The organism is Ottowia massiliensis (assembly GCF_900240305.1).
GTDB lineage: Bacteria > Pseudomonadota > Gammaproteobacteria > Burkholderiales > Burkholderiaceae_C > Ottowia > Ottowia massiliensis.
This window is the reverse complement of the sequence record NZ_LT964854.1, coordinates 113,250-138,816: the sequence shown is the minus strand read 5'-3', so window position 1 is coordinate 138,816 and position 25,567 is coordinate 113,250. Positions and strand designations below refer to the sequence as shown.

Annotated in this window: 18 protein-coding genes, 1 tRNA gene, 1 pseudogene and 1 riboswitch; of the genes and pseudogenes, 11 read left to right on the top strand and 9 right to left on the bottom strand. The window is 65.7% G+C overall.

The features are described 5' to 3' along the window. Positions 1 to 223: 223 nt before the first annotated feature. The gene (locus C1720_RS00555) at positions 224 to 2,581 is read left to right on the top strand and encodes a DEAD/DEAH box helicase (RefSeq protein ID WP_199170915.1); all 2,358 of its coding nucleotides are present in this window, start codon (positions 224 to 226) and stop codon (positions 2,579 to 2,581) included. Positions 2,582 to 2,959: 378 nt separating this feature from the next. On the opposite strand, the gene C1720_RS12610 is transcribed toward C1720_RS00555, so the two are convergent. After that, positions 2,960 to 3,292 carry a hypothetical protein gene (locus C1720_RS12610; protein ID WP_146006787.1) on the bottom strand — a complete coding sequence of 111 codons (333 nt, stop codon included), beginning with the start codon at positions 3,290 to 3,292 and terminating at the stop codon, positions 2,960 to 2,962. Between C1720_RS12610 and C1720_RS00545 the strand changes: the two genes are divergently transcribed. From C1720_RS00545 to C1720_RS00525, 5 genes and pseudogenes are all read left to right on the top strand, one after another. Beyond that, positions 3,293 to 4,000: a sulfite exporter TauE/SafE family protein gene (locus C1720_RS00545; protein ID WP_102282860.1), complete on the top strand. Its 708-nt coding sequence runs from the start codon at positions 3,293 to 3,295 to the stop codon at positions 3,998 to 4,000. It abuts the gene before it with no gap. A gap of 381 nt (positions 4,001 to 4,381) precedes the next feature. Further along, the gene (gene mfd / locus C1720_RS00540) at positions 4,382 to 7,903 is read left to right on the top strand and encodes a transcription-repair coupling factor (protein ID WP_102282859.1); all 3,522 of its coding nucleotides are present in this window, start codon (positions 4,382 to 4,384) and stop codon (positions 7,901 to 7,903) included. Between the two features lie 117 nt (positions 7,904 to 8,020). After that, a pseudogene (locus tag C1720_RS00535) lies at positions 8,021 to 8,201 on the top strand (IS5/IS1182 family transposase); the annotation flags it as partial. An 89-nt stretch (positions 8,202 to 8,290) separates the two neighbouring features. Next, positions 8,291 to 9,139: a creatininase family protein gene (locus tag C1720_RS00530; protein WP_199170914.1), complete on the top strand. Its 849-nt coding sequence runs from the start codon at positions 8,291 to 8,293 to the stop codon at positions 9,137 to 9,139. Next, positions 9,136 to 10,155 (top strand): Bug family tripartite tricarboxylate transporter substrate binding protein, encoded by a 1,020-nt coding sequence (locus C1720_RS00525; RefSeq protein ID WP_102282857.1) that lies wholly within the window; start codon positions 9,136 to 9,138, stop codon positions 10,153 to 10,155. Before C1720_RS00530 ends, C1720_RS00525 begins: the two co-directional genes overlap by 4 nt. A 343-nt stretch (positions 10,156 to 10,498) precedes the next feature. Here C1720_RS00525 and thiC read toward each other — a convergent pair whose 3' ends face one another. Continuing rightward, positions 10,499 to 12,391 carry a phosphomethylpyrimidine synthase ThiC gene (gene thiC, locus C1720_RS00520; protein ID WP_050716031.1) on the bottom strand — a complete coding sequence of 631 codons (1,893 nt, stop codon included), beginning with the start codon at positions 12,389 to 12,391 and terminating at the stop codon, positions 10,499 to 10,501. A 57-nt stretch (positions 12,392 to 12,448) separates the two neighbouring features. After that, a riboswitch (TPP riboswitch) is annotated at positions 12,449 to 12,568 on the bottom strand. A 97-nt stretch (positions 12,569 to 12,665) separates the two neighbouring features. Here thiC and C1720_RS00515 point away from each other — a divergent pair. Next, positions 12,666 to 12,741 (top strand) — tRNA-Asn (locus C1720_RS00515). A 53-nt stretch (positions 12,742 to 12,794) separates the two neighbouring features. Here the strand turns inward: C1720_RS00515 and C1720_RS00510 are convergent. Both C1720_RS00510 and C1720_RS00505 read right to left on the bottom strand, forming a co-directional pair. Further along, positions 12,795 to 13,010 (bottom strand): hypothetical protein, encoded by a 216-nt coding sequence (locus C1720_RS00510; RefSeq protein WP_050716032.1) that lies wholly within the window; start codon positions 13,008 to 13,010, stop codon positions 12,795 to 12,797. Positions 13,011 to 13,036: 26 nt separating this feature from the next. Then, entirely contained in the window at positions 13,037 to 14,230 is a 1,194-nt protein-coding gene (locus C1720_RS00505; RefSeq protein ID WP_102282856.1) for an FAD-dependent monooxygenase, read from the bottom strand. A 106-nt stretch (positions 14,231 to 14,336) separates the two neighbouring features. Here C1720_RS00505 and C1720_RS00500 point away from each other — a divergent pair, with 106 nt between their 5' ends. Then, positions 14,337 to 16,865, top strand: a complete 2,529-nt coding sequence (locus C1720_RS00500; RefSeq protein WP_102282855.1) for a DUF1631 family protein — start codon at positions 14,337 to 14,339, stop codon at positions 16,863 to 16,865. A 387-nt stretch (positions 16,866 to 17,252) separates the two neighbouring features. Here C1720_RS00500 and rsgA read toward each other — a convergent pair whose 3' ends face one another. Genes rsgA through C1720_RS00485 form a run of 3 tightly spaced genes read right to left on the bottom strand, consistent with a single transcriptional unit; the run spans position 17,253 to position 20,078 of the window. Further along, positions 17,253 to 18,254, bottom strand: coding sequence for a ribosome small subunit-dependent GTPase A (gene rsgA, locus C1720_RS00495; protein WP_102282854.1), 1,002 nt, complete (start codon positions 18,252 to 18,254; stop codon positions 17,253 to 17,255). Positions 18,255 to 18,312: 58 nt separating this feature from the next. Next, positions 18,313 to 18,693: an ACP-like domain-containing protein gene (locus C1720_RS00490; RefSeq protein WP_102282853.1), complete on the bottom strand. Its 381-nt coding sequence runs from the start codon at positions 18,691 to 18,693 to the stop codon at positions 18,313 to 18,315. A 59-nt stretch (positions 18,694 to 18,752) separates the two neighbouring features. Then, positions 18,753 to 20,078, bottom strand: coding sequence for a M48 family metallopeptidase (locus tag C1720_RS00485; RefSeq protein WP_233199713.1), 1,326 nt, complete (start codon positions 20,076 to 20,078; stop codon positions 18,753 to 18,755). A gap of 266 nt (positions 20,079 to 20,344) precedes the next feature. Here C1720_RS00485 and C1720_RS00480 point away from each other — a divergent pair, with 266 nt between their 5' ends. Then, a complete protein-coding gene (locus C1720_RS00480; RefSeq protein WP_102282852.1) occupies positions 20,345 to 21,580 on the top strand; it encodes a cobalt-precorrin-5B (C(1))-methyltransferase in 1,236 nt (411 codons plus the stop codon). A 270-nt stretch (positions 21,581 to 21,850) separates the two neighbouring features. On the opposite strand, the gene hemN is transcribed toward C1720_RS00480, so the two are convergent. Then, the gene (gene hemN, locus C1720_RS00475) at positions 21,851 to 23,239 is read right to left on the bottom strand and encodes an oxygen-independent coproporphyrinogen III oxidase (protein ID WP_102282851.1); all 1,389 of its coding nucleotides are present in this window, start codon (positions 23,237 to 23,239) and stop codon (positions 21,851 to 21,853) included. 51 nt (positions 23,240 to 23,290) lie between these two features. Then, positions 23,291 to 23,464: a hypothetical protein gene (locus tag C1720_RS13540; RefSeq protein ID WP_158241594.1), complete on the bottom strand. Its 174-nt coding sequence runs from the start codon at positions 23,462 to 23,464 to the stop codon at positions 23,291 to 23,293. Here C1720_RS13540 and C1720_RS00470 point away from each other — a divergent pair. Next, positions 23,463 to 24,182 (top strand): helix-turn-helix domain-containing protein, encoded by a 720-nt coding sequence (locus tag C1720_RS00470; RefSeq protein ID WP_102282850.1) that lies wholly within the window; start codon positions 23,463 to 23,465, stop codon positions 24,180 to 24,182. The genes C1720_RS13540 and C1720_RS00470 overlap by 2 nt on opposite strands. A gap of 118 nt (positions 24,183 to 24,300) precedes the next feature. After that, a complete protein-coding gene (locus C1720_RS00465) occupies positions 24,301 to 25,479 on the top strand; it encodes a hypothetical protein (RefSeq protein WP_102282849.1) in 1,179 nt (392 codons plus the stop codon). The last annotated feature ends 88 nt before the right edge of the window (positions 25,480 to 25,567 follow it).

Below are 25,567 nucleotides of genomic sequence, written 5' to 3'. Positions count from 1 at the left end.
GGCCCCGCCCTGTTTTTCTGCGGGGCCGCGCCTTTGACCACCGCTTGCGCGGCCAAAGGCAGAAATTGAACGACAAGCGCTGTTGGAAGGTTGGTGTCTGTCCTGCCGCCGGGCGTTTTTGCCTGATGTTTTGCGGCAGGTTCTTCCACACGCGCGCTTGGTGATCCCGCTGGTTTTTGCCCGCCGGATTGGCGCCGTTTTTTTGACAAGAAAGCCTTTAGCGATGAACCCCTTCGCCTCTTCTGCCCTGCCTGCTTCTGACTGCGCCACGGATGCCGCCAACGCTGCGCCCGCTTCCGATCCCGCTGCCGCGCCCCTGGATGAGGCCAGCGCCCAAGCGCCCGGCCACGAAACCGCCGCCCGCACGGCTGACGCCGGCGAAACGCCGGAAAACGGCGTCAGCGAAAGCGCCAGCAGCGAAACCGCCGGCGACGAAACCGCCGACACCGGAAACGCCAGCGGCGAAAACGCCTTCGCCGCCCTGGGCCTGGCCCCGGAGCTGGTGCAGGCCGTGGCCGACATGGGCTACACCGCGCCCACGCCCGTGCAGCAGCAGGCCATTCCGCTGGCCCTGCCGCAAGCGGGCAGCGACGCCTTCATTGACCTGATGGTGTGCAGCCAAACGGGCAGCGGCAAAACCGCCGCCTTCCTGCTGCCCATGCTGCACACGCTCATCGGCATGCAGGCCGAAGCCGCCGAGCGCGAAAAAGCCGAGTGGCAGGCCCGCGTGGCCCAGGCCCTGGCGCGCGGCGAGCCGGCCCCCAAAAAACCCCGCCGCAAAAACCCCACCGACCGCCGCAACTTCAAGCCCGCCGTGCCCGGCGCGCTGGTGCTGTGCCCCACGCGCGAGCTGGCGCAGCAAGTGGCGGGCGACGCCATCGAGCTGGTGCGCCACGTGCGCGGCCTGCGCATCGCCACCATCGTGGGCGGCATGCCCTACCAAATGCAAATCGCCCGGCTGCAAAACGCCAACCTCGTGGTCGCCACGCCGGGCCGCCTGCTGGACTTGAGCGCCAGCGGCCAGGTGCGGCTGGACGGCGTGCGCTTTCTCGTGCTTGACGAAGCCGACCGCATGCTCGATTTGGGCTTTGCCGACGCGCTGGCCGAAATCCACCTGCAAACCCAGCAGCGCCAGCAAACCATGATGTTTTCGGCCACCTTCGCCCCGCGCATCCAGCAGCTGGCCATGCGCGTCATGCGCGAAGGCGGCGCGCACGCAAAGCGCATCGAAATCGCCTCGCCGCAAGAGCGCCACGCCAACATCGAGCAGCAGCTTTACTGGGCCGACACCCCGGAACACCGCCGCGCCCTGCTCGACCACTGGCTGCGCAGCCCCGAAATCGACCAGGCCATCGTCTTTGCCTGCACGCAAGTGGAATGCGAGGAACTGGCGCAAGACTTGCAGCAATCGGGCTTTGCCGCCGTCTCCCTGCACGGCGCGCTCAGCCAGGCCCTGCGCAACCGGCGCCTAAAAGCCCTGCGCGACGGCCGCGTGCAAATCCTCGTGGCCACCGACGTGGCCGCGCGCGGGCTGGACGTGCCCACCCTCTCGCACGTCTTCAACTACGGCCTGCCCATGAAAGCCGAGGACTACACCCACCGCATTGGCCGCACGGGCCGCGCCGGGCGCGACGGCCTGGCCGTCACCCTGGCCGAAATCCGCGACCGCCGCCGCCTGGCCGACATCGAGGCCTACACACGCCAGCCCTTTGCCGTCCACACCATCGCGGGCCTGGAGCCGCAGAAATACTTCCCGCCCGTCACCGCCCCCCGCCCCGCTGGCGGCGCCAAAGGCAAGCACGGCCAAGGCGGCCGCAAACAGGGCAGGCAGCAAGACTGGCAGCCACGCTTTGAGCGCGGCGGCCGCAAGTTCGAGAGCCGCTTTGACTCCCGGAGCGGCGACCGCTTTGAAGAACGCTTCGATAGCCGGCGCCCCGCTGGCGGCCGCCGCTTTGACGAACGATTTGGCGAGCGCTCCGACGCGCGCTTCAGCGACCGCGACGCGGGCCGCTTTGAGCGGCGACAGCGCGATGGCGAGCGCTTCGCGCCTCGCGGCAACTGGCAGGAAGGCGGCTGGAGCGGCGACAGCGAGCGCCGCGAGCGCTTTGCCGACCGCGCGGCCCCCTTCACCCCGCGCGCTGGCCGCCGCAACGAGCGCTTCGAGTCTTTTGACCGCTCTGAGCGTGCTGAGCGCCCCGCCCGCAGCCCCCGCGCCGACCGCTTCGAGCGCCCCTCCGAGCGTTCATTCGAGCGTTCATTCGAGCGCCAGCCCGAGCGCGACGGCCGCCGCGCCCCGCGCGAAGCCGGCCAGGGCGAGCGCTTCAAGCGCTTCGAGCGCCGCAACGAAGCTGCGGACGGCCAGCGCCCCCGCCACTTTGAAAAAGACACCCAGCCCGCGCGCAAAGGCAAGCCTGAAGGCAAATTCGCTGGCTCATATGAAAGCAAGCCCGGCAGCCGCGCGCCCTATGGCGGCGCCAGCACCCTGCGCCGCTGGGGCGCCACCGCCGGCCGCCCCGCCCGCAGCGAAAGCGCCGGAAACGGCGAACGCCCGGCCCGCCGCCCCTACACGCCGCGCGGCTGAAATCCCGCTGGCATCTGGCCGCAAAGAGCGGATCCGCGCCCAACTCTGGCGCGGACTCGCCCTCCCTGGCAGCACCCTGTATTTGCTCCTGAATACATAGCGTGATGTCCTAGTGAAACGGGCGCAAAAGCCGTTTCAAGCTCCCCTGAATTTGCTCCCGTTTCTGAACCTCTCCCGCCTTGTTGGCGCGAGCCGGACGGAAATGCAAAAGCCGGGCGCTTTGCACCCGTCCAGAGCCTGGCCGTAAAGGGCCGCAAGGCGCAAACCGCGCCTGACTCGGAAACTGTCCGCTTGCGGCCCGGCAAGGCATTCGCCAAGTCGCAGCCAGCCCAATCCGCGCTTTTCGCTCCGCAAATAGCTGAACAGGCTCTTGAAGCGCTAACCCAAAAGCGCCGCGCCCGCCGCCTGCGGCAGACCATTCACCTTTGGCGCGATCGGCCATTGAGGGGCGGCTTCCGGCGAAAGCGCTCCTTGCCGGATGATCTGCGGCTCGCGCGCCTTGCGTGCGCCTTGCGTTTTTCCGCCGCGCTTTTTCCTGCCCATGCCGTGACAGGCTCTGGAAACCTGTTCATCGCCTGGCCGCAAGGGAACGCAAACCGCAGACGGCTTCATGACTTTCTTGCCGCTCATCAAGGATTTGCAGCGCGGCAGGCCGCCCGAAACCGTGTTCTTGCATCCACTGAACAACCGTGAACCGATTCTGAAAGCCACATGCAAACCGCCATGCTGATCAACGCCTTGCTGCTGGGCCTGACGGGCGGGCCGCATTGCATCGCCATGTGCGGGGCGGCCTGCGCAGGCATTGGGCAGGCGGTGGTTGTGGGCATGCCAGGGCGGCCAGGCCGCCCCGCGCAGGCGGCGCGGGCGATGGCGCTGTTTCAGCTGGGGCGGCTGGCGGGCTATGGCGCTTTGGGCGCGCTGGCGGCCGCTTCCGTGCAGGGCCTGGGCTGGCTGGCCACGCACGCGGCGGCGCTGCGGCCCGTGTGGAGCATGCTGCATATCGGCGCGGCGGCCATGGGCCTGATGCTGCTGATCTGGGCGCGGCAGCCGCTGTGGCTGGAAACGGGCGCGCGGCGCGTGTGGGCGCGGGTGCGCGCGGCGTCGGGCCGCTGGGGGCTGGCCGCGCCGCTGGCCATTGGCTTTGTGTGGGCGCTGCTGCCTTGCGGGCTGCTGTATTCGGCGGTGCTGGTGGCGGCGCTGACGGGCGACGCGCTGCAAGGGGCTGCGGCGATGGCGCTGTTTGCCGCAGGCTCGGGCCTTTCGCTGCTGGCGGGGCCGTGGCTTTTGCTGCGCCTGGGCGTGAACGGGCGCGGCCCCTGGAGCATGCGGCTGGCAGGGCTGGCGCTGATGCTGACGGCCCTGTGGGGGCTGTGGCATGGGCTGGTCCATCAGCAAGCGCCGTGGTGCGTGGCGCCTTGAAGCTTGCCCAAAGCCTGGCCGTGAGGGCGACAGGGCGAATCAGGATGGGCTGCAAGAAGCAGGCAAGTCTTGTGGCCCGGTGAGGATTTGCAAGGCCGCAGGCCGGCGGATCACTTTTCGCACCTGCGGCGCAGGCGTTGAACAGGGCTTTTTAGCTCCTCTATCCATAGCATGATGTCCTAGTGGAAACTGCGCCGGATGGCATTTCTGACCCCTTGAATCCGCTCCTCTTTTTTTAAGGTTTCCGGGCGGGCAGGGCCAGCTTCGCGGCGGGGTATCCGCCCCCCAGCGCCGGCGCGCCGCCTTTTTACAATTTGCCGCTTTGCGCCCCCGCCCCGTTTGTGGCCGGGGGTTTTTGTCGTTTCTTTCTGCCGTCATGCCATGCCATTGCCCAAGCTCGCTCCTGCCAAACGCTACACGCTGCCGCGCCCGCCGGGCAGTGCGGATGCGCTGCTGCTGGCGCGGCTGGGCGAGCGGGAAAAGGCGCAGGGGCGGCTGCTGGCCGTGGTGTGCGCGGATGCGGGCGATGCGCGCAGGCTGCTGGACGAATTGCCGTTTTTTGCGCCGGGCTTGCGCGCGGCGCTGTTTCCGGACTGGGAGACGCTGCCTTATGACCGCTTTTCGCCGCATCAGGATTTGATCAGCGAGCGGCTGGCCACGCTTTGGGCCATACGCCAGGGCGCGGCGGATGTGGTGCTGATGCCAGCCACCACGGCGCTGTACCGGCTGGCGCCGCCTGCTTTTCTGGCGGCCTACACCTTTCACTTTGAAACGGGGCAAAAGCTGGACGAGGCGGCGCTGAAAGCGCAGCTGACGCTGGCGGGCTACCAGCACGTCACGCAAGTGGGCAGCCCGGGCGAATACGCGGTGCGCGGCGGGCTGATTGACCTGTACCCGATGGGCAGCGCCGAGCCGTACCGCGTGGATTTGTTCGACGACGAGATTGACTCCATCCGCGCGTTTGACCCCGACAGCCAGCGCAGCCTGCACGCCGTGGCGCAAGTGCGGCTGCTGCCCGGGCGCGAGTTTCCGATGGACGAGGACGCGCGCGCCAAATTCCGCCACCGCTGGCGCGAGCTGATGGAAGGCGACCCCACGCGCAGCCGCATTTACAAGGACATGGGCGCGGGGCTGGCGACGGCGGGCATTGAGTACTACCTGCCGCTGTTTTTTGACGAGACGGCGACGGTGTTCGACTACCTGGGCGCAGAGGCCACGCTGGCGCTGCATGGCGATCTGGAGGCGGCTTTTTCGCGCTTTTGGCAAGACACGCGCGAGCGCTGGCGCATGGCGCAAAGCGACGCCTCGCACCCCGTGCTGGCGCCGCAAGCGCTGTTTTTGAGCGCCGAAGACTTTTACGTGGCGGCCAAGGCGCATGCGCAGCTGGCCTTGCGCGCAGCCCCTCATGCGCAAGCGCCGCAAGGCGATGCCGACGCTGCAAGCCAGGCCGAATGGGCGCCGCTGCCCGCGCTGGCCGTGGCGCGCGGCGCGCCCGATCCGCTGGCGCGCTTGCAGCAGCACATGGCGGCGGCCCGCGCCGCAGGCGGCCCGCGCCAGTTGATATTGGCCGAAAGCGATGGCCGCCGCGCCAGCTTGCTGGACTTTTTGCGCGCCAGCGGGCTGAACCCGCCCGCGTTTGACTCGCTGCAAGACTTTCAGCAGGCCACGGGCGAGCCGCTGGGCATCGCCACGGCGGCGCTGGCGCAGGGCTTTGCGTGGCGCGAAGGCGGCATCGACTTCATCACCGAAACCGAGCTGTTCGCCACGGCCGCCGGCGCGCGCCGCCGCAAGCGGCAAGAGCAAGTCAGCGATGTCGATGCGCTCATCCGCGACCTCTCCGAGCTGAAAGTGGGCGACCCCGTGGTGCACGCGCAGCACGGCATTGGCCGCTACCGGGGCCTGGTGAACATGGACATGGGCGCAAAAAACCCCGACGGCACGCCCGCCTTGCAGGAATTTCTGCATCTGGAATACGCCCAGCAAGCCGTGCTGTATGTGCCCGTGAGCCAGCTGCACCTGATCGGCCGCTACAGCGGCGTGGGCGCTGACGAAGCCCCCCTGCACAAGCTGGGCAGCGGCCAGTGGGAAAAGGCCCGCCGCAAGGCCGCCGAACAAGTGCGCGACGCCGCCGCCGAGCTGCTCAACATTTACGCGCGCCGCGCCGCGCGCGAAGGCCACGCCTTCCGCTTTGACGCGCGGGACTACGAGCCATTTGCCGCCGACTTCGGCTTTGAAGAAACCGCCGACCAGCAAGCAGCCATACACGCCGTGGTGCAAGACATGATTTCGCCCCGCCCGATGGACCGCCTGGTGTGCGGCGACGTGGGCTTTGGCAAAACGGAAGTGGCGCTGCGCGCGGCCTTCATCGCCGTCACTGGCGGCAAGCAAGTGGCCTTTCTGGCGCCCACCACGCTGCTGGCCGAGCAGCACTACCACACGCTGGCCGACCGCTTCGCGCGCTGGCCCGTGAAAGTGGCCGAGATGAGCCGCTTTCGCTCCGCCAAGGAAACCAGCGCCGCGCTCAAAGGGCTGGCCGAAGGCAGCATCGACATCGTGGTAGGCACGCACAAGCTGCTTTCCGAAAAAACGAAATTCAAAAACCTGGGCCTGCTCATCATTGACGAAGAGCACCGCTTTGGCGTGCGCCACAAAGAGCAAATGAAGCAGCTGCGCGCCGAAGTGGACGTGCTCACGCTCACCGCCACCCCCATCCCCCGCACGATGGGCATGGCGCTGGAAGGCCTGCGCGACTTGAGCGTGATCGCCACCGCCCCCCAGCGGCGGCTGGCCATCAAAACCTTCGTGCGCGAAGAAAGCCAGGGCGTCATCCGCGAAGCCGTGCTGCGCGAACTCAAGCGCGGCGGGCAGGTTTACTTCCTGCACAACGAAGTGGACACCATCGAGCGCCGCCGCGAAGCGCTGCAAGCGCTGCTGCCCGAAGCGCGCATTGCCATTGCCCACGGCCAAATGCCCGAACGCGAGCTGGAACGCGTGATGCGCGACTTCGTCGCCCAGCGCCACAACCTGCTTTTGTGCTCCACCATCATCGAAACCGGCATTGACGTGCCCAGCGCCAACACCATCGTCATCAGCCGCGCCGACAAATTCGGCCTGGCCCAGCTGCACCAGCTGCGCGGGCGCGTAGGCCGCAGCCACCACCAGGCCTACGCCTACCTGCTCGTGCCCGAAATGCAAAGCCTGACCAAACAGGCCCAGCAGCGGCTCGAAGCCATCCAACAAATGCAAGAGCTGGGCAGCGGCTTTTACCTGGCCATGCACGATCTGGAAATACGCGGCGCGGGCGAAGTGCTGGGCGAAAGCCAAAGCGGCAACATGATGGAAATCGGCTTTCAGCTCTACAGCGACATGCTGGCCGAAGCCGTCAAGGCCCTGCGCGCAGGCAAAGAGCCAGACCTGCTCGCCCCCATGCAAGCCACCACCGAAATCAACCTGCACGCCCCCGCCCTGCTGCCCGCCGACTACTGCGGCGACGTGCACCTGCGCCTGTCCTTCTACAAAAAACTCGCCACAGCCCAAAGCGGCGAGCAAATCGACCGCCTGCTCGAAGAAATCGTGGACCGCTTCGGCAAACTGCCCCCGCCCGCGCAAACCCTCATCGACGTACACCGCCTGCGCGTGCTCTCGCAGCCCTACGGCGTGCAGAAAGTGGACGCCGCCCCGGGCGTGACCGCCATCAGCTTTCGCCCCAACCCGCCCGTGGACCCGATGGCCATCATCCAGCTCATTCAGAAAAACCGCCACATCAAACTGGCCGGCAACGACAAACTGCGCATCGAGCGCGAACTGCCCGAAACCCGCGACCGCGCCCAGCTCGTGCGCGACATTCTGCGCAGCCTGGGCCAGCCTGTCGCTCAGAGCGCCGCAGCGGCACAAGCCCGCTGAATGCTTGAAAGCCAGCCCGAATCAAAAACAGCAGCGAATTGAAGGGCAAGCACAAAAGGCATTCGACGCAATAGCGGCGAGCAGCTCGAACTCATCCGCCCTCTGCTGGAGCGCGCGAGCAAGAAAAAAAGCAGCCTGGGCCGGGTGCAAAGCCTGCTGTGCGATGGCGGCTACGCGGGCCAGCCCTTCGCGCAAGGCGTCAAAGTCATCCTGGGTGAGCATGTGACGGCGCAGAGAGCCAAGAAAAGCGAACTTCACGCCTTCAAGGCGACGCGCCGAACGCTGGAGCGTTGAGCGCAGGCCCTTCCCCGCCATTTGCGCGTTTGCCCTGAGTCTGCGGCGTGGGCGCAAAGGTAAGATTTCGCGCTTGCTTTCCAACTGCCCGCCATGCCTGCCTTGCCCCGCTTCTGGTCTGCGCTGACCACCGCCGACTTTGCGCAGATCGATACGGACCGCGCCATTGCCGTGCTGCCCGTGGGGGCTACCGAGCAGCATGGTCCGCACTTGCCCCTGTCGGTGGATGCCGACATCGCCCACGCCATCGTGCAGGCCGCAGCGCCCCTGGTGGCTGATGAAGTGCCCGCCTTTTTTCTGCCCGTGCAAGCGATTGGCTACAGCCCGGAGCACGCCCACTTTGCGGGCACGCTCACCCTGCGCCCCGAGACTGCCTTGCGCCTGTGGAGCGATATCGCCGAATCCGTGGCCGCCAGCGGCGTGCGCAAGCTGGTGCTTTTCAACACCCACGGCGGCAACGCCGGTTTGCTGGACGGTCTGGCGCGCGAGCTGCGTGCGCGGCTGAGGCTGCTCATTTACCGCTGCAACTGGTTCGATCTGCCTCTGCTGGATGAAGACGGGGGCGATCTCATGGCCCGCTTCAGCCTGCAGGAGCGGCGCTTTGGCGTGCATGCGGGCCAGGTGGAGACGGCTTTCATGCTCGCTGCCGCTCCGCACGCCGTGCGCAGGGAGCGCGCCGAACATTTCCGCTCCAGCAGCGAGGCGCGCGCGCGCGGCTTCGCCCTGCTGGGCAACGGCAAGAGCGCCCGTTTCGCCTGGGCCGCACAAGACCTTCACCCCAGCGGGGCCGCAGGCAACGCCCGCGCTGCCACCGCCGGGGATGGGCAGGCCCTCATTGCCGCCGCTGCCCGCGCTTTGGCGGACCTGCTGGCCGAAATCGACCGCCTGCCGCCCGAACTCACCCTGCACGACAACCCACACTTGCCCACGAGCCAACCATGAAACGCCGCTATTTCGTCAAACGCTTCGCCGCCAGCGCGCTGGCCGCCGCCTTGCTTCCAGCCGCACGGGCTGCCGAACTTGCCGCTGAGCCTGCGCCCGTGCCCGGCGCGCCCATCGCGGGCGGCAAGCCCGTGCATATCCTGATCGGCTTTCCGCCCGGCGGCGGCACCGATACCGTCGCGCGTCTGCTGGCCGACAAGCTCGCTGTTCAGCTGGGTCAGCCTGTGGTTGTGGATAACCGCCCCGGCGCGGGCGGGCAGATTGCCGCGCAATTGCTCAAGAACGCCCGGCCTGACGGACTGACGCTCTTTTTCTCGCACGATCACACCATCTCCATCCTGCCTCTGGTTGTCAGGCAGCCGGGCTTTGATCCCGTGAAAGACTTCACGCAAGTCGCTGGCGTTGCCAGCTTCGCCAACACTTTCGCCGTCTCCGCCGCCACTCCCGCCAGCAGTCTGGACGAATACATGGCCTGGGCTAGGCAGCAAGACGGGCGAGGCAGCAGCGTTGGCATTCCCGCGCCCGCCTCGGTGCCCGAATTCCTCGTCAAGGTGCTTTCGCAGAAATATGGCGCCGATCTGCTGTCCGTGCCCTACCGTGGCACCGCGCCCATGGTGGCTGACATGCTCGGCAACCAGATCAGCGCCGGCATTGGCTCCGTGCCTGAATTCATTGAGAACCACCGCGCTGGCAAGCTGCGTGTGCTCGCCACTCTTGGCCCGCAGCGCCAGAAAACCCTGCCTGAGGTGCCCACCTTCGCCGAGCTGGGCCTGCGCGGCTTTGAAGATTTGCCTTATTACGGTTTCTTCGCCCCGAAAGGCACGCCGCAGGACGCGCTCGATGTGCTGTCGGAAGCCATCCGCCGCGTCATGGCCGACCCCGGCGTGCAGGACCGCCTGGATCGCATCGGCCTGACTCCCGAGTACATGAGCGCCGCGCAGCTCACTGCCCGCGCACGCGCCTACGAGAGAACCTGGAGCCGAATCATCCGGGAAAGCGGCTTTCAGCCGCAATGATCGGGCGGCCTCGGCTGCCCAGATGGCTTTTTTCGCTTCTAAAACGATAGCGTGATGTCCTAGTGGAATGGGCGCAAGGGCCGCTTTCCACTCCTCAAATTTGCTCCTGTTTCTGATGCTTTTCAGCATTTTTCATGGTGTGCCCGCAAGGGGCGGGCGGCATGGCGGCGGAGCGAATCAGGGCCGGGCTGCGCTTTCGTCTTTTGCGGCCAGATGGCAAGCAAGCGTGGGGGAACCCGGCCCTCGCGCGGCCATGACGCAGCGCAAAGGCCGGCTGCGCTTTCGGCCCGATCGCTTGCCATGAGCCGCGCGGCCTTGCGACTGGCCGGGCTGCGGGGCGGGTTTATCCATTCTTCTGGATGGGGATGTAGACCTGCCCGCCGCCGGCCTGGAACTGGCGCGATTTTTCCGCCATGCCCGCTTGCAGGGCGTCGGCTTCGCTCAGGCCCTTGGCGGCGGCGAAGTCGCGCACTTCCTGCGTGATCTTCATGGAGCAGAACTTGGGGCCGCACATGCTGCAAAAGTGAGCGCTTTTGCTGCTTTCGCGCGGCAGGGTTTCGTCGTGAAATTCGCGGGCGGTGTCGGGGTCCAGGCTCAGGTTGAACTGGTCGTACCAGCGGAATTCAAAACGGGCCTGGCTGAGTGCGTCGTCGCGGGCGCGCGCGCCGGGGTGGCCCTTGGCCACGTCGGCGGCGTGCGCGGCGATCTTGTAGGCAATCATTCCCTGCTTGACGTCGTTGCGGTCGGGCAGGCCCAGGTGCTCCTTGGGGGTGACGTAGCAGAGCATGGCGGTGCCCATCCAGCCGATCATGGCCGCGCCAATGGCCGAGGCAATGTGGTCGTAGCCGGGCGAGACGTCGATGGTCAGCGGCCCCAGCGTGTAAAACGGCGCTTCGCCGCAGTGCTTGAGCTGCTCGTCCATGTTGGCCTGAATCAGGTGCATGGGCACGTGGCCGGGGCCTTCGATCATGGTTTGCACGTCGTGCTTCCAGGCAATTTGCGTGAGTTCGCCCAGCGTGCGCAGCTCGGCAAACTGGGCTTCGTCGTTGGCGTCGGCGCAGCTGCCGGGGCGCAGGCCGTCGCCCAGGCTGAAGGCCACGTCATACGCTTTCATGATGTCGCAGATGTCTTCAAAGTGCGTGTAGAGAAAGCTTTCCTTGTGGTGGGCGATGCACCACTTGGCCATGATGGAGCCGCCCCGGCTGACGATGCCGGTGCGCCGGGGCACCGTGAGGTGAATGAAGGGCAGGCGCACGCCCGCGTGGATGGTGAAGTAGTCCACGCCCTGCTCGGCTTGCTCGATGAGGGTGTCGCGAAAGATTTCCCAGGTGAGGTCTTCGGCGATGCCGCCCACTTTTTCCAGCGCCTGGTAAATGGGCACGGTGCCAATGGGCACGGGGCTGTTGCGGATGATCCAGTCGCGCGTGGTGTGGATGTTTTTGCCGGTGGACAAGTCCATCACGGTGTCGGCCCCCCAGCGGATGGACCAGACGAGTTTTTCCACTTCTTCCTCGATGCTGCTGGTGACGGCGCTGTTGCCAATGTTGGCGTTGATCTTCACCAGAAAGTTGCGCCCGATGACCATCGGCTCGATTTCGGGGTGGTTGATGTTGGCGGGGATGACGGCGCGCCCCCGCGCGACTTCATCGCGCACGAATTCGGGCGTGATGCGCTGCGCCATGCTCGCGCCCAGCGGGTTGCCGGCCAGGCGGCGCTCGCGGCTTTCGTCGTTCAGATAGGCGGCCATCCATTCGCGGCGGCCGTTTTCGCGCAAGGCGATGTATTCCATTTCGGGCGTGACGATGCCTTTGCGCGCGTAGTGCATCTGGGTGACGTTGCCGCCGCCCACGCCGCCCCTGGCGCGGCGCGGCTGGCGTTGCAGCCCGGCAGCTTCGCGCCGCAGCTGCTCGATGCGGGGCAGATCGCGCTTTTCGTGCTTGCCGCCGTCATCCAGGATGTGGGCGATGCGGCCCGCGTAACGCTCGGTGTCGCCGCGCTCGGCTATCCAGCCTTCGCGCACGGTGGGCAGGCCCTGGCGCACGTCAATCGGCGCATCCGGGTCGGTGTAAGGGCCGGAGGTGTCGTAGAGCGACACCACTTCGTCGTTGGTGAGCGTGACATCGCGCACGGGCACGCGCAAATCAGGCCGCGAGCCTTGGATGTAGCCCTTGCGCGAGGCGGGAAAAGGCTCGCGCGTGAGGGTGAGCAGCTGCTGGAATTTGTCGGGGGCATTCATCGGAGAGTCTCCTGCGAAAGGTGGCGAAAACTCCGGCGCCCGTCCGGTGCGCCAGACGGATGAAATGCCCTCTTCTCCTTACGCCGGTATGAGCCGGATCAAGTTGAACGGGTTTGGCGCTGCGCCATCTCAGCCGCGTGGCCTGTTTCGGACGCCGCGACACCCCGGAGTGGAAGCGGCCATGCTAACACCCGGCGAGCCTTCGGCAGGCCGCAGAAATTTTCCGCTGACCTTGCGCGCGCTGCGTTTTTTGCTATACAATGCGCAGCTTCATTCCCCGATAGCTCAGTCGGTAGAGCGCCGGACTGTTAATCCGTAGGTCCCTGGTTCGAGCCCAGGTCGGGGAGCCAAAAAAACGGCAAACGCCTCAGTCGAAAGACTGGGGCGTTTTTCTTTGCCTGCTTCAGAAATGAACCCAGAGCCAGTGCACGATGAGCACGGCTGCCAGCACGCCCGTGGCAATGAGCGCCTTTCGGCGGTAGTTGCGCACTTCGTCTTTCAGGTCGTCGGAAGGCTGCTCTTTTTCCAGCCGGCTGATGGCAAAGGCCCGCAGCAGGGCCAGGATGATGTAGAGCACTGCGCCAGCGGCCCAGAGCAGAGTGACATGATCGATGCGCATGGGTCATTGCCTTTCTTGATATGAATTCAGTACGCATAAAGCCAAGGCGCATCCAGCAACCGCGCGCCCAGCAAGCGCATGGCGGCATTGCGCGCCAGGCGCACAAGGCCGCCGGCATGAAAGATCTCGCCATTGCGCGCGGCGCGGGCCTGCACCCGGGCGCAGCGCGCCCAGCGGGCTTGCGCGTAGCGCGCCAGCTGCTGCGGCGCTGTGCCGGCGTCAGCCTGCTGCAGGCAGCGGCCCAGCATGTCTGCGTCTTCCACCGCCATGCCCGCGCCTTGGGCCAGATAGGGGCGCATGGGGTGTGCGGCGTCGCCCAGCAAGGCCACGCGGCCGCGCGTCATTTCGCCTGCCGCACGCACCGGAGCGCGGTCGCACAAGGGCCACAAGCGCCAGACACAGGCATTGACTGTCGCCTGCGGGGCGGCGTGCAGCAGGTCGCGCAAGGGCGCGCACGCGCCGCCCATCCGCGCCATCAATTCGTAGGCATTGGCCTGATGGTCCCAGCCGTGCGGGTTTTCAGGCGGTGCGCCTTCAGTCACCACGATCAGATTCAGCCACTCGCCGCGCCGCACGGGGTACTGCACGGCGTGCATGCGCGGCCCCAGCCAGACCGTGACGCACTGGCTGCGCAAGGCGGCGGGCAAATCTGCCTGCCGCAGCATGGCGCGCCAGGCCAGGTGGCCTGAAACACGGGGCGCGCCGTCTTTCAGCAGGCCCTGGCGCACCTCGCTCCACAGGCCGTCCGCGCCAATCAGCGCATCCGCCTGCCAGGTCTGGCTGACCGAAAAAGCCTGCACGGCCGCCCCTTGGTCTTCATAGCGCGCCAGCGCCTGCCCGGCATGCACCTGCACCTGCAATTCAGCCTGCGCGGCCGCAGCCAGCGCCTGGTGCAGATCGGCGCGGTGAATGGTGGCGTAAGGCGCGCCATACAGCCGCTGCGCGCGCTCGCCCAGTTGCATGTATCCAAGCTCCGCGCCAGAAGCGGCGTCCCGCACCAGAAGCGCATCCGGGAAAGCCGCCACGGCCCGCAGGGCCTCCTGCAAGCCCCAGGCATGCAGCACCCGCGTGACGTTGGGGCCAATCTGCACGCCCGCGCCCACCTCGCTGAAGGCGCTGGCGCGCTCCAGCACCTGAACCTGCCAGCCCGCGCGCGCTGCCGCCAGCGCGGCGGCCATGCCGCCAATGCCGCCGCCTGCAATCAGAAGTTTCTTGCTCATCACTCGCCAGATTGTGACTTCTTTCCGCATAAAACCCCTCTCTGGCGGGGTTGGACGCAGCTGACTTGCCATAAGCTATCCGTATTCATACTTTCATCCGGCAACAATGCAACTGCCCAACCAGCACAGCACATTGCTCAGGCGCAGCACGCACGAGGCTGTGTTCCTGGCGTCGTCCATGATCGACCGCTGCGCCGAAGCTGCGCGTGTGACGCTGGAAGAAGCAGAAAACAAATCCACGATTCCCTTGCAACGCCAGCAGCTGGCCGACGCCATGGTGGCGCTGGCCCGCCATCGCGCCAAGATGCGCACGCGCTTTCCATCGTGCATTGAAACAGCCATCAATCACGCGCTGGAAGCCATCAAGGACACGGATCTCAACCCCACTCCCCGCCCCTCCAACCTGGCTTCACTCGAATCGGTCACACTCATGGCCGAAGCAGAGGTTTCGCAGTTCGTGGAAACCTCCCGTCTCCAGCAAACCGTGCTGCCCGTGGTGGAAGAGCGGCTCACCCGGCTGGACACGCTGATGAGTTCCGCCCTGGGCCTGCCCGTGGTGCGCGCCGACCTCAACCCCATGCGGCCCGAAGTGCTGTGCGGCGCGCTCATGGAAGTAATTGAGGAGCTGGGCGAGCCGCCCGAAGCGCGCAACCTGATGCTGCGCCACCTCACCCGTCCGTTCGCCGACGAACTCAACCGCCTCTACGAAGTCATCATCAGGCTGCTGGAAGAAAAAGGCATCCAGGAAGCGCGCTACCGCCTGCGCCTGACCCCAGGCGCCATGCAAACGGCCAGCAACATCATGCCCTTGCAGGCCATGACCGGCCCGCTGGGCCAGGGCATGGCCAACCTCGCCGCAGGCGCTCCCATGCAAGGGCAGGCCCAGGCTTTCCAGATGCCCGCCATGGCCGATCTGGCCAGCGCCGAACCCGCCGTGCCCTACAGCATGGTGCACGACTTCCTCTACCAGCCCCAATGGGTGGCTCATCACGACGCGCCCCTGCCTCCCAGCTACTACGAAGCCGTGCGGCGCGAAATGCAGACCTGCGCCGCTGTGGCCGCCTCCACCCCCATGCCCAGCGACCGCGAGCTGTACGCCGCCCAGCAAGAGCGACGCGCCCTGCCCGTGATGGAGCGCCCCCCGCAAGAGCTGGACGTGCAGGCCGTGCTCCCGCAAAAAGTGTGGGGCGAAGTCGCCTCGCCGCAGGCGCGCACGCAAACGCTGGTGCAGCTCAAATCGCAGGCCAAGAAAGTCAGCCAGGTCATCGGGCTGGACGCCGTGCGCGCCCTCATCGACCAGGTGGCGGGCGATGTGCGCGTGCTGCCCCCCGTGCGCGAAGCCTTCGTGGCGCTGGAGCCTGCCCTGCTGCGCTTGGCCATGAGCGATCCGCGCTTCATGGGCGACGAAACCCATCCGGCGCGCCGCCTGGTGGAAAGCATCGCCCAGCGCAGCTTCAAATACAACGACGAATTCTCAAAGGAATTTGCCCAGTTCATCGAACCCGTGCGCCGCGTGGTGCGCGAGCTGGACGCGCAAAAAGACGCCACCGCGCACGACTTCGACAACCACCTGCAAGACCTGGAAAGCCGCTGGGAAGAAGAAGACCAGAGCGACAGCGCCAGCCACAAAAACGGCCTGCAATCCATTCACTTCGCGCATGACCGCCAGGCGCTGGCCGACAAAGTAGCCTGGGGCTTCAGCCTGCGTTCAGACGTAGAGGGCGCGCCCAAAATCGTGCTCGACTTTCTCTACAACACATGGGCGCTGGTCATCGCCCACGCGCAGCTCACCGACACGCGCGGCCAGCTCGATCCCGGCGGCTATCTGGCCGTCGTCACCGACTTGCTGTGGAGCGTGAACCACGAAGCGGCCATGCGCCAGCCCGCGCATCTGTTTGAAATCGTGCCGCACATCGTGCAAACCCTGCGGCGCGGACTGGAAATGCTGGGCCACGACCCCAAAGACTCCAACCGCTTTTTCGACGCCCTCATGCGCTACCACAAACCCGTGCTGCGCCTGCGGCGCGTGCGCTCGGCGCTGGACGCCGAAGCCTCCGGCGCGCCCACATCCAGCATGATGGACCTGAACGATGACCTGCCCGACGCGGCCGAAGCCGGCCAGGGCGGCTCCTCATTTGCCGAACTCAAGGCCGACACCTCCGAGCAGCCCTGGCTGGCCCAGCGCGAGCTGGCGGCAGCCGGCTTCATGCCCAGCAGCAGCCCTGAACTGGAACCGGCCGCAGCCGCCACGCCCGGCAAGGCCAGCGTGCCCAGTCCCGCGCGCGACCAGGCGGGCGCCGCCGCCACGGCGAACGCCGCCGCGCCGGGTGCTGATGACGACGAGCAGCAAGCCCGCCACCGCGCCGACCTGGCCCGCCTGCGCGAAGACACCTGGGTCGATCTGTTCTCGCACGGCGAGTGGCTGCGCGCCAAGCTCACCTGGACCAGCGGCAACGGCTCGCTGTTCATGTTCGTCAGCCACGGCGGCCAGCCCCACACCATGACGCGCCGCAGCTGCGAGAAACTGCTGCGCAACGGCCATCTGCGCCTGGTCGATTCCGGCGAAGTGGTCAACAAGGCGCTCAGCGAAATGAAAGACCGCAAAAAGCGCCGCCGCACCGCCGCCGCAGCCTGAAAAACGCCGCAGACGCGCGGCGGCAAGGCGCTTTTCAAGCCCGCCCCGGTTCAATAAGGCCTGGTTTCGCTCCTCGTTTCATAGCATGATGTCCTAGTGGATACAGCGCAGAATGGGATTTTTCCCCCCTTGAATTCGCTCCTCTTTCTGAATCCAGGCGAGAAGCCATGCGGCGCAGGCGCGGCTTTTCCAGCAGACCGCTTTGCAAACGCCGCCAGGAAAACACGGCGGGGCAAACGCACAGCGGCCCAATCCGCCCGCCACCCTTGCCCAGAAACCGCGCGGGAGCGTGGTTTTCGCCTCCTCGAATTCGCTTCTGTTGCTGGTTCCATCGCTGGTTCCATCGGGCGCGCGCCTGAAGGGCTTGGCGGGCAGCCTGCCAGCGCTTCACGCCTTGCCGCGCGCCTGCCAGGCTTGCTGGTCCAGCTCGGCGGACAGATCGGCATAGATGCGGTAGCGGCTGGGGCTGATGGCCTGGCTTGCGCTGCCGTCATCCGCGCCCTCGTCATGCACGGCGGCGCGCACGCCGCAGCCAGGTTCATGCAGGTGAGTGCAGTTGTAGAAGCGGCATGCGCCCAGGTGAGGGGCGAAGTCGGGCATGAGGCCGGCCAGCTGCGCGGGGGTGATGTGGCGCAGGCCGAATTCCTGAAAGCCCGGGGAGTCGATAAGCGCGCTGGTGCGGGCGGCGTCCAGCCAGTACCAGGTGGTGGCGGTGGTGGTGTGGCGGCCGCTGCCCAGCGCCTGCGAAATTTCGCCCGTGGCGGCGCGGGCATGGGGAATGAGGGCGTTGATGAGCGTGCTTTTGCCCGCGCCGGAAGGGCCTAGCACGAGGGTGACGCGGCCTGCCAGATGGGCGGCGGCCAAGGCTTGCGGCGTGAGGGCGTGCATGGCGGCTGCGCCGGGCGCGGCGGCTGGCGCGGCCGCCAGCGGCAGCACGGTGCAACCCATGCGGCGGTAGGGAGCCAGGCGCCGCCAGGCGTGGGAGAAGGCGGCGGCCAAATCAGCCTTGTTGAGCGCGATGAGAGGGGTGATGCCTGCGGCCTGGCAAGCGATGAGGGCGCGGGCGAGCTGGTGCTCGGAAAAAGCCGGCTCGGCGGCCAGCAGGATGAGGGCCTGGTCAATATTGGCAGCGAAGGACTTGGTGCGCATCTCGTCCTGCCGGTACAGCAGGTTGCGGCGCGGTTCGATGCGCTCGATGCAGCCTTCGTCTTGCGAGGCTTGCCACAGCACGCGGTCGCCCGCCACGGCCTGGCTTTTCTTGCCGCGCGGGTGGCAGATGACGCGCTGGCCGTCCGCCGTTTCCACAACGCAGTGGCGGCCGTGGCTGGCGATGACGAGGCCGCTTTGCAAGGCGGCGGAGCCGGCAGGCGGACTCTTGCGAGGCTTCATGAAACAAAATGCCCGCCGGGCAGGCGGGCGTCAGAGCGTTTTTTCGCAGCGGGTTTTATTACTTGCGGCCCTTTTTCTTTTGCGCGGGGGCGCATTCCTTGAACAGGATTTCGTCTTGCGGCGAGGTAATCATGATGCCGTCCGTCTTTTTGTATTCCTTGATGGTCAGGGCGGGCGCCGTCAGGCGCCAGCCTTTGGCGGAGACAAAAAATGAATCCACGTGGTCAGACTTGGCGTCGTCATAGGCCAGCGTTTGCCGCTGGCCTTTCACGGCGAATTCGGCCTTGACGGGAAAGCCCGTTTCATCATTGAACACGTAGGAAACGCTGATTTTCTTGCCGCCCTGGCAAACGTAAGGCACGGAGCCGGATTCAGCATGGGCGGATGCGGCCGCCGTCAGGGCGCAAATGGCCGCAAGAATGAATTTGCATGGTTTCATGGGTTGAACTCCTTGGACATGAATGAACAGAAAAAAGCGGAAAACCGCCATTTGGGAAATCAGGCGGATGCTGCCGCCTGCGCCGCCCGCTCCATCAGGCGCTCCAGATGGCCGATGCGCTCGCTGGCGGGCGGGTGCGAATAGTAAAAGCGAACGTACAGCGCGTCTGGCGTGAGCGTGCTGGCATTGTCTTCATACAGCTTGACCAGTGCGCTGACGAGGCAGGCGGCGCTGCTGTGGGCGGCGGCGAAGGCATCGGCCTCGAACTCGTGCCTGCGCGAGAGGGCCGCCATGAGCGGCGCGGCAAACAGGCCGAAGACCGGCGCGGCCAGCATGAACAGCAGCAGCGCCAGCGCGTGATTGGGCACGCTGCCGCCCAGCGCAGGCGGCAGGTTGGGCGTGACGCCCAGGCCCGCGTAAAACCAGCCCTGCTGCATCAGCCAGCCCAGCAGCGCCAGCGCCGCCAGGCTCAGCGCCGCCACGCAGACCATGCGCTTGGCGATGTGGCGGCGCTTGCAGTGGCCCAGCTCGTGGGCCAGCACGGCCTCCACTTCATCCGGCGTGAGCTGGCTCAGCAGCGTGTCAAAAAACACCACGCGCCGCGCCGCGCCAAAGCCCGTGAAGTAGGCGTTGCCGTGCGCGCTGCGGCGGCTGCCGTCCATCACGAACAGGCCGCTGGCGGCAAAGCCGCAGCGCTGCATCAGGCCGGTGATGCGCGCCTTCAGCTCCTCATCGGCCAGCGGCTCGAAGCGGTTGAACAGCGGCGCAATCAGCGTGGGGTAAATCACCATCATCAGCAGGCTGAAGGCCAGCCACAGCGCCCACAGCCACAGCCACCACAGCGGCCCGGCCTGCGCCATCAGCCACAGCGCCAGCGCCGCCAGCGGCAGGCCCAGCGCCGCGCCCACCAGGGCCGATTTCACGTGATCGGCCAGCCACAGGCGCAGCGTGCTTTTGTTGAAGCCAAAGCGCTGCTCAATCACGAAGGTCTGCCAAGCGTCAAACGGCACGTCCAGCAGGGCATTGATCGCCATGAACGCCGCCAGCAGCGCCAGCGGCTGCAAAAGCGGGCGCGGCCCCAGCCACTGAAGCAGCAGGGCGTTGAGCGCGTCCAGCCCGCCCAGCAGCGTCCAGCCCAGCAAAATGAGTGCGGCTGCGCCGCCTTCCAGCACGCCAAAACGCAGCTTGGCCGCCGTGTAATCCGCCGCCCGCTGGTGCGCCGCCAGCGTGATCTTCTGCGCAAAGCGCGGCGGCACCGCGCCGCGCCGCAGCGCCACCGCCCGCATCTGCCGCAGCGCCAGCCAAAAGCGCAGGGCCAAGTGCAGCAGCACGGCAGCGGCAAACACATAAGTCGCCGCCAGGGCGGGCGTGAGATCGGCAAACACGGCGTGGGAAAACTTGCAGCGCGAAAAGAAAAGCGGCGAGTGTAGGGTGCGCCGCCCGGCCTTGCTGCCCGGTCAGGCGGCACTGCGGGCAAACGCCGCAGAAAGCGCCGCTACCGCTCGCTGGAGAAATTCGCTCGCCATCTTCATCGCATTCAGCGCGTGAAAAGCGTCTGTCTTTCGCGTCAGTTTTTCACCCGCCTTTCCGTGCGGAAAACCTTTGTGCGCGCCAATCGCCGAATGCGTGCCCGCGCTTATCCTTGGCGCATATGACCGAAATCCCTGCCGCCGAATCACCCGATGCCCCACGGCCCAGGCGCGGCACGCGCACCGGCTTTACCACGGGCGCGTGCGCCGCCGCCGCCGCGCGCGCCGCCGCGCTGGGGCTGGCCGCCGGCCAGGTGCCCGCCGAAGTGCAAAGCCTGCTGCCAAACGGCAGCCGCGTGCGCTTTGCCGTGCGCGACGGGCGCTGCGATGCAAAGGCGCAGACGGCGCATGCCGCCATCACCAAGTTCGCAGGCGACGACCCTGACTGCACCGACGGCGCCCTCATCACCGCCGACGTGCGCGTGCTTCCCGGCCAGGCCGGCGCCATCACTTACCGTGCGGGCGCGGGCGTGGGCACCGTCACCATGCCCGGGCTGGGGCTGGAAGTGGGCGGCCCGGCCATCAACCCCGTGCCGCGCGCCAACATTGCCGACAACCTGCGCGAAGCGGCCCCCGCCCTGCTGGCCGAGCATGGGCTGGAAGTGACCATCAGCGTGCCCGAAGGCGAAAAAATGGCGCGCAAGACCACCAACGCGCGGCTGGGCATTCTGGGCGGCATCAGCATCCTGGGCACATCCGGCATCGTCAAGCCCTTTTCCACCTCCGCCTGGCGCGCCAGCGTCGTGCAGGGCGTGCAGGTCGCGGCCACGCTGGGGCACAGCCTGGCCGTTCTCACCACCGGCGGGCGCACCGAAACATTCGCCATGCGCATCCTGCAAGCCGAGCGCCCCGGCCTGCCCGCCGCCTGCTTCATCCAGATGGGCGACTTTCTGCGCTACGCGCTGGATGAATGCGTGGCCCAGGGCATCCGGCAAGTTGTGCTGGCCGTCATGGTGGGCAAGCTCACCAAGATCGCGCAAGGCGAAACCATCACCCATGCCAACCGCAACATCGTGGACACCGCATTGGTTGCCCGCGTCGCCCGGCAGATTGGCGCCAGCCCGGCCGATTGCGAGGCCATCGCCGCCGCCAAGACCGCCCGCTTCGGCGCTGATCTGCTCACTGAACGCGGCCTGGGCGCCGCCTTCCACATGGCGCTGGCGCAAGAAGCCATCCGCACCCTCACCGCCCCCGCACGCTATGGCCGCGCCTTCCAATTGCGGGTACTGGTCTCCGACCCTGAAGGCCGCCTGGTGGCCGACGCGCTATCTGCCCCCGCCGACGACCGCCCCCTGCCCGCCACGGCAGGCCGCACCGGCATCGGCCATACCCACAGCGCGGATTTCGACACGGAGTAGGAAGCGCAAGCGCGGCCCGCCAAAGCCTTCCCAAGCCTCTCTTCAGGAAAACAGTTTCCAGCCCGGTTTCGGGCATCAGGGGCAAGACCGACCGCAAGAAGCGGTAAGGGAGCCAACTTCCGCCGATACGGATGTATTAAAAACAGAAGCAAATCCAAGGGGGAAAAAATGCTGTCCTGCGCAGTCTGTACTAGGACATATTGCTATAAATAGAGGAGCAAAATGGCTGCCTGTCCATTCTTCACCTGCGGGCAGGTTGTGAACAGGCTTTCAGATGATTTTGGAAAAGCGCGCGCGCGTGCGGTCGGCTTGCAGGTATTTGTCGAACACCATCGCCACGCCGCGCACGAAGAACCAGCCCAGGGGCGTGACCTGGATGCTGCTGTCGCTGATGCTCACCAGCCCCTGCTGCTGCATCTCGCGCATTTGCTCCATTTCGGCAGCGAAATACTGGCGGAAGTCGATGAGGTGGGCCAGTTCGATGGATTCAAACAGCACTTCGCCCTGGCACATGAGGGCCATGATGACGGAGCGGCGCAGGATGTCGTCGCGCGAAAGGGCCAGGCCGCGCGCCACGGGCAGGCGGCCCTGGTCGATGAGGTACTGGTATTCGTCCAGCGTTTTCACGTTCTGGCTGTAGGTGGCGCCCACCTTGCCTATGGCCGAGACGCCCAGGCCCACGAGATCGCAGTCTGGCTGCGTGCTGTAGCCCTGAAAGTTGCGGTGCAGGCGGCCTTGCCGCTTGGCGATGGCCAGCGCGTCTTCCGGCAGCGCGAAGTGGTCCATGCCGATATAGACGTAGCCGGCCTGCATGAAGGCTTTGAGCGCGCTGGCGAGCATGGACACCTTGGCATCGGGCAGCGGCAGATCAATCATGATGATGCGCCGCTGGGGCTTGAAGCGCTCGGGCAGGTGCGCGTAGGCATACAGCGCGATGCGATCAGGCCGCAGCTCGCATACCTGCTCCAGCGTGCGGGCAAAAGACTGCGGGTTCTGTTTGGGCAGGCCGTAAATCAGATCGACGTTCACCGAATCAAAGCCGATGCGCCGGGCGCTGGCAACCAGCGCAAACACTTGCTCGGCAGGTTGCACGCGGTGCACGGCTTTTTGCACGTCGGGGTCAAAGTCCTGCACGCCGAAGGAAAGGCGGTTGAAGCCCAGCTGGCGCAGCGACTCCAGCCGTTCGGCGGTGACGGTGCGCGGATCGACCTCGATGGAGTATTCCCCGCCGTCCTGGAAAGTGAAATGGCTGCGCAGCAAGTCCATTAGCCAGGCCAGCTCTTCGTCGCTCAAAAAAGTGGGCGTGCCGCCGCCCAGGTGCAGCTGGCTGACGGCCGCGCCCCGGCCCATGTGCTGCACATGCAGCTCCACTTCGCGGCGCAGCAGGGCCAGATACGGCGCGGCGCGCTCGTGGTGCTTGGTGATAATCTTGTTGCACGCGCAGTAGTAGCACAGCGATTCGCAAAAAGGCAGATGCACGTAGATGGACAGCGGCCGCGCCAGCGCCGCAGCCGCCGGCCCCTGGCGGCGCTGCTCCAGCGCGCGCACGTAGTCATCCATGCCGAACGCCTCCACAAAACGGTCTGCCGTGGGATAGGAGGTATAGCGCGGGCCGGAGACGTCAAAGCGCCTGATCAGCTCCGGAGTGATGGCTTGCATCGCGGAAAATCCTTTTTTTCTTGCCTGAACGCCGTGCAAAACGGCAAGCGGCTACTGTGCCTTGATGCTGTTTTCCGCGCCTTGACTGCGGTCAATCCGCTCCAGCGCCGTACCGCTTTTGGCAAAAGGGTGAAAAAAGGTGCGAAAAGAGTGAAAAAAGCCCGCCATAAAATCGCGCGCTTTCAGGATTTGACCGCCGCGTGGCGGTTTGCTGTTGTCCCACATGCCGCCGCCCCCTTACAAAGTCGCCTGCTCCAACTGCAATTTGCGCGAACTGTGTTTGCCCAGCGGCTTGTCAGAGGCTGAAGCGCGCAAGCTCGACGAGCTGGTGGCCACGCGCCGCAAGGTCAAGCGCGGCGCGGCGCTGTTCAACAACGGCGCGCCCTTCACGGCGCTCTACGCCATACGCACCGGCTTCTTCAAAACCTGCATCCTCACTGAAGACGGGCGCAACCAGGTCACTGGCTTTCAGATGGCAGGCGAAATCATCGGGCTGGACGGTATCGTGGGCGACCGCCACACCTGCGACGCCATTGCGCTGGAAGACGCCGAGGTCTGCGTCATGCCCTTTGACCGTATTGAGGTGCTCTCGCGCGAAGTGCCAGCCTTGCAATCGCACGTGCACAAAATCCTCAGCCGCGAAATCGTGCGCGAACACGGCGTGATGCTGCTGCTGGGCAGCATGCGCGCCGAAGAGCGCCTGGCCACCTTCCTGCTCAACCTGGTGCAGCGCCTGCACGCGCGGGGCTTTTCGCAAAGCGAGCTGGTGCTGCGCATGACGCGTGAGGAAATCGGCAGCTACCTGGGCCTGAAGCTGGAAACCGTCAGCCGCACTTTCTCGCGCTTCGTGGAAGAGGGGCTGGTGCAAGTCAAGCAGCGCCACGTGCGCATCCTCAACACGGCGGGTCTGCGCAGCATCGTCAATGCATCAGCCTGCCGGTGAGGCAGGCTGCGGCCGCCCTGAGAAAAGAGCGAATCCGGATGGCTTGGCAAGGCATGCCCCGTTCGATAATCACTGAAAGTGGCTATCAGAAAAAGAGATAATTCTACAGAAGGCAGAGATGGCAAAAGGCCCGGAAATATTCCAGAGCACGCCGCATGACGATGAGTTTTTCAAGAAACTGGAATTCAAGGATCTTGGGGAGCGTGTCGTTTTCACTTCGCCCAGCTTTCCGGAAGGCATATCGATTGACCGCGTGGAGCTTGCCTTTGCGGATGAAGCCAGTTTTTACGGAATGCCGGCGGTGGACGTGAAAAAACGGACAGGTTCTTTTCCCGGCCTCAGGCTGTCATGGCCAGCCGAGCAGGATTTTCCGGGCGAGCGTGTGGAAAACACCTGCGGTTTGCAACATGGCAGCTCCCTCGTGGAGGTTTTGCAACCCGTTTGTTTGCACGCGGACTACTCAGTTTACGAAGGCAACAGCGATGACGCAGTCGTGGAAGCCATCTACACGGGCGGCCGCACGACGCTAGGCATACGCAAAGACAGGGACGAGCAAGGCGAAGCCTACCGCGTGGCCAGTCATTTTTATCAATGGGGCCGTTTCGTTACTGCTGAAATCAGGGGGCAGCGGCAGTGGCTGGGCTGGATTTGCAATCCGAATATCCTGAAGAAACTGAACCGGGAACACGGCATCCCTGATGATGGAGAAGGCGTGGCAATCTTGGATGCAGGCAATGCGCATTGCATGTCGCCGCCAGGCTTTTGGCAAAACCTTTTTTCCGACCGGAACCATACGCAATACCATGACGTGGTATTCCATTGCAGGGATTCCATGAGAAACCGCTCATATTTAAACTGCATGGCCAGCTTTCTGTTCGGCGGCGAAGTGCTGACAGTTTATTTCCCTTCTGAATATCGCGGCGGCCGGATTCAGATAGGCGGTCGTGCCAATGCTGCAGTCTATTACCGTCCGCGTATTGTGGAATCGGCATGGAAACGCTTGCAGCAAATGCAGCAGGAAGGCGCTTCTTCTGAACTGGCGGCGCAGGGCACGCAACGGCGTTTGCAATGGAGCCAGCGCCACTGCCAGCTCATGATGGAGAGCGTTGGGGCATTGCCACGCCAGCAATATAAACCCATTGAAAACGTGGAGTCCCGCTGCCAGCGCACCCGCCAGCGCTTGATAGCCGCCTGGCACAACGCGGCGGGCAACCAGGCCGCGCGCGAGCATTACAAAAACCAGGTGCAGGAGCTGGATTCGCAATTGGTGGCGCTGATACAGGTTTCAGAACATTGAGAGAGGCCGTTGCGGCTTCATCCGCCAACAGGCGGATCCAGACGGCGGGCGTCTTGTTCACTATTTGTCTGGGCGAGATTCATTTAGG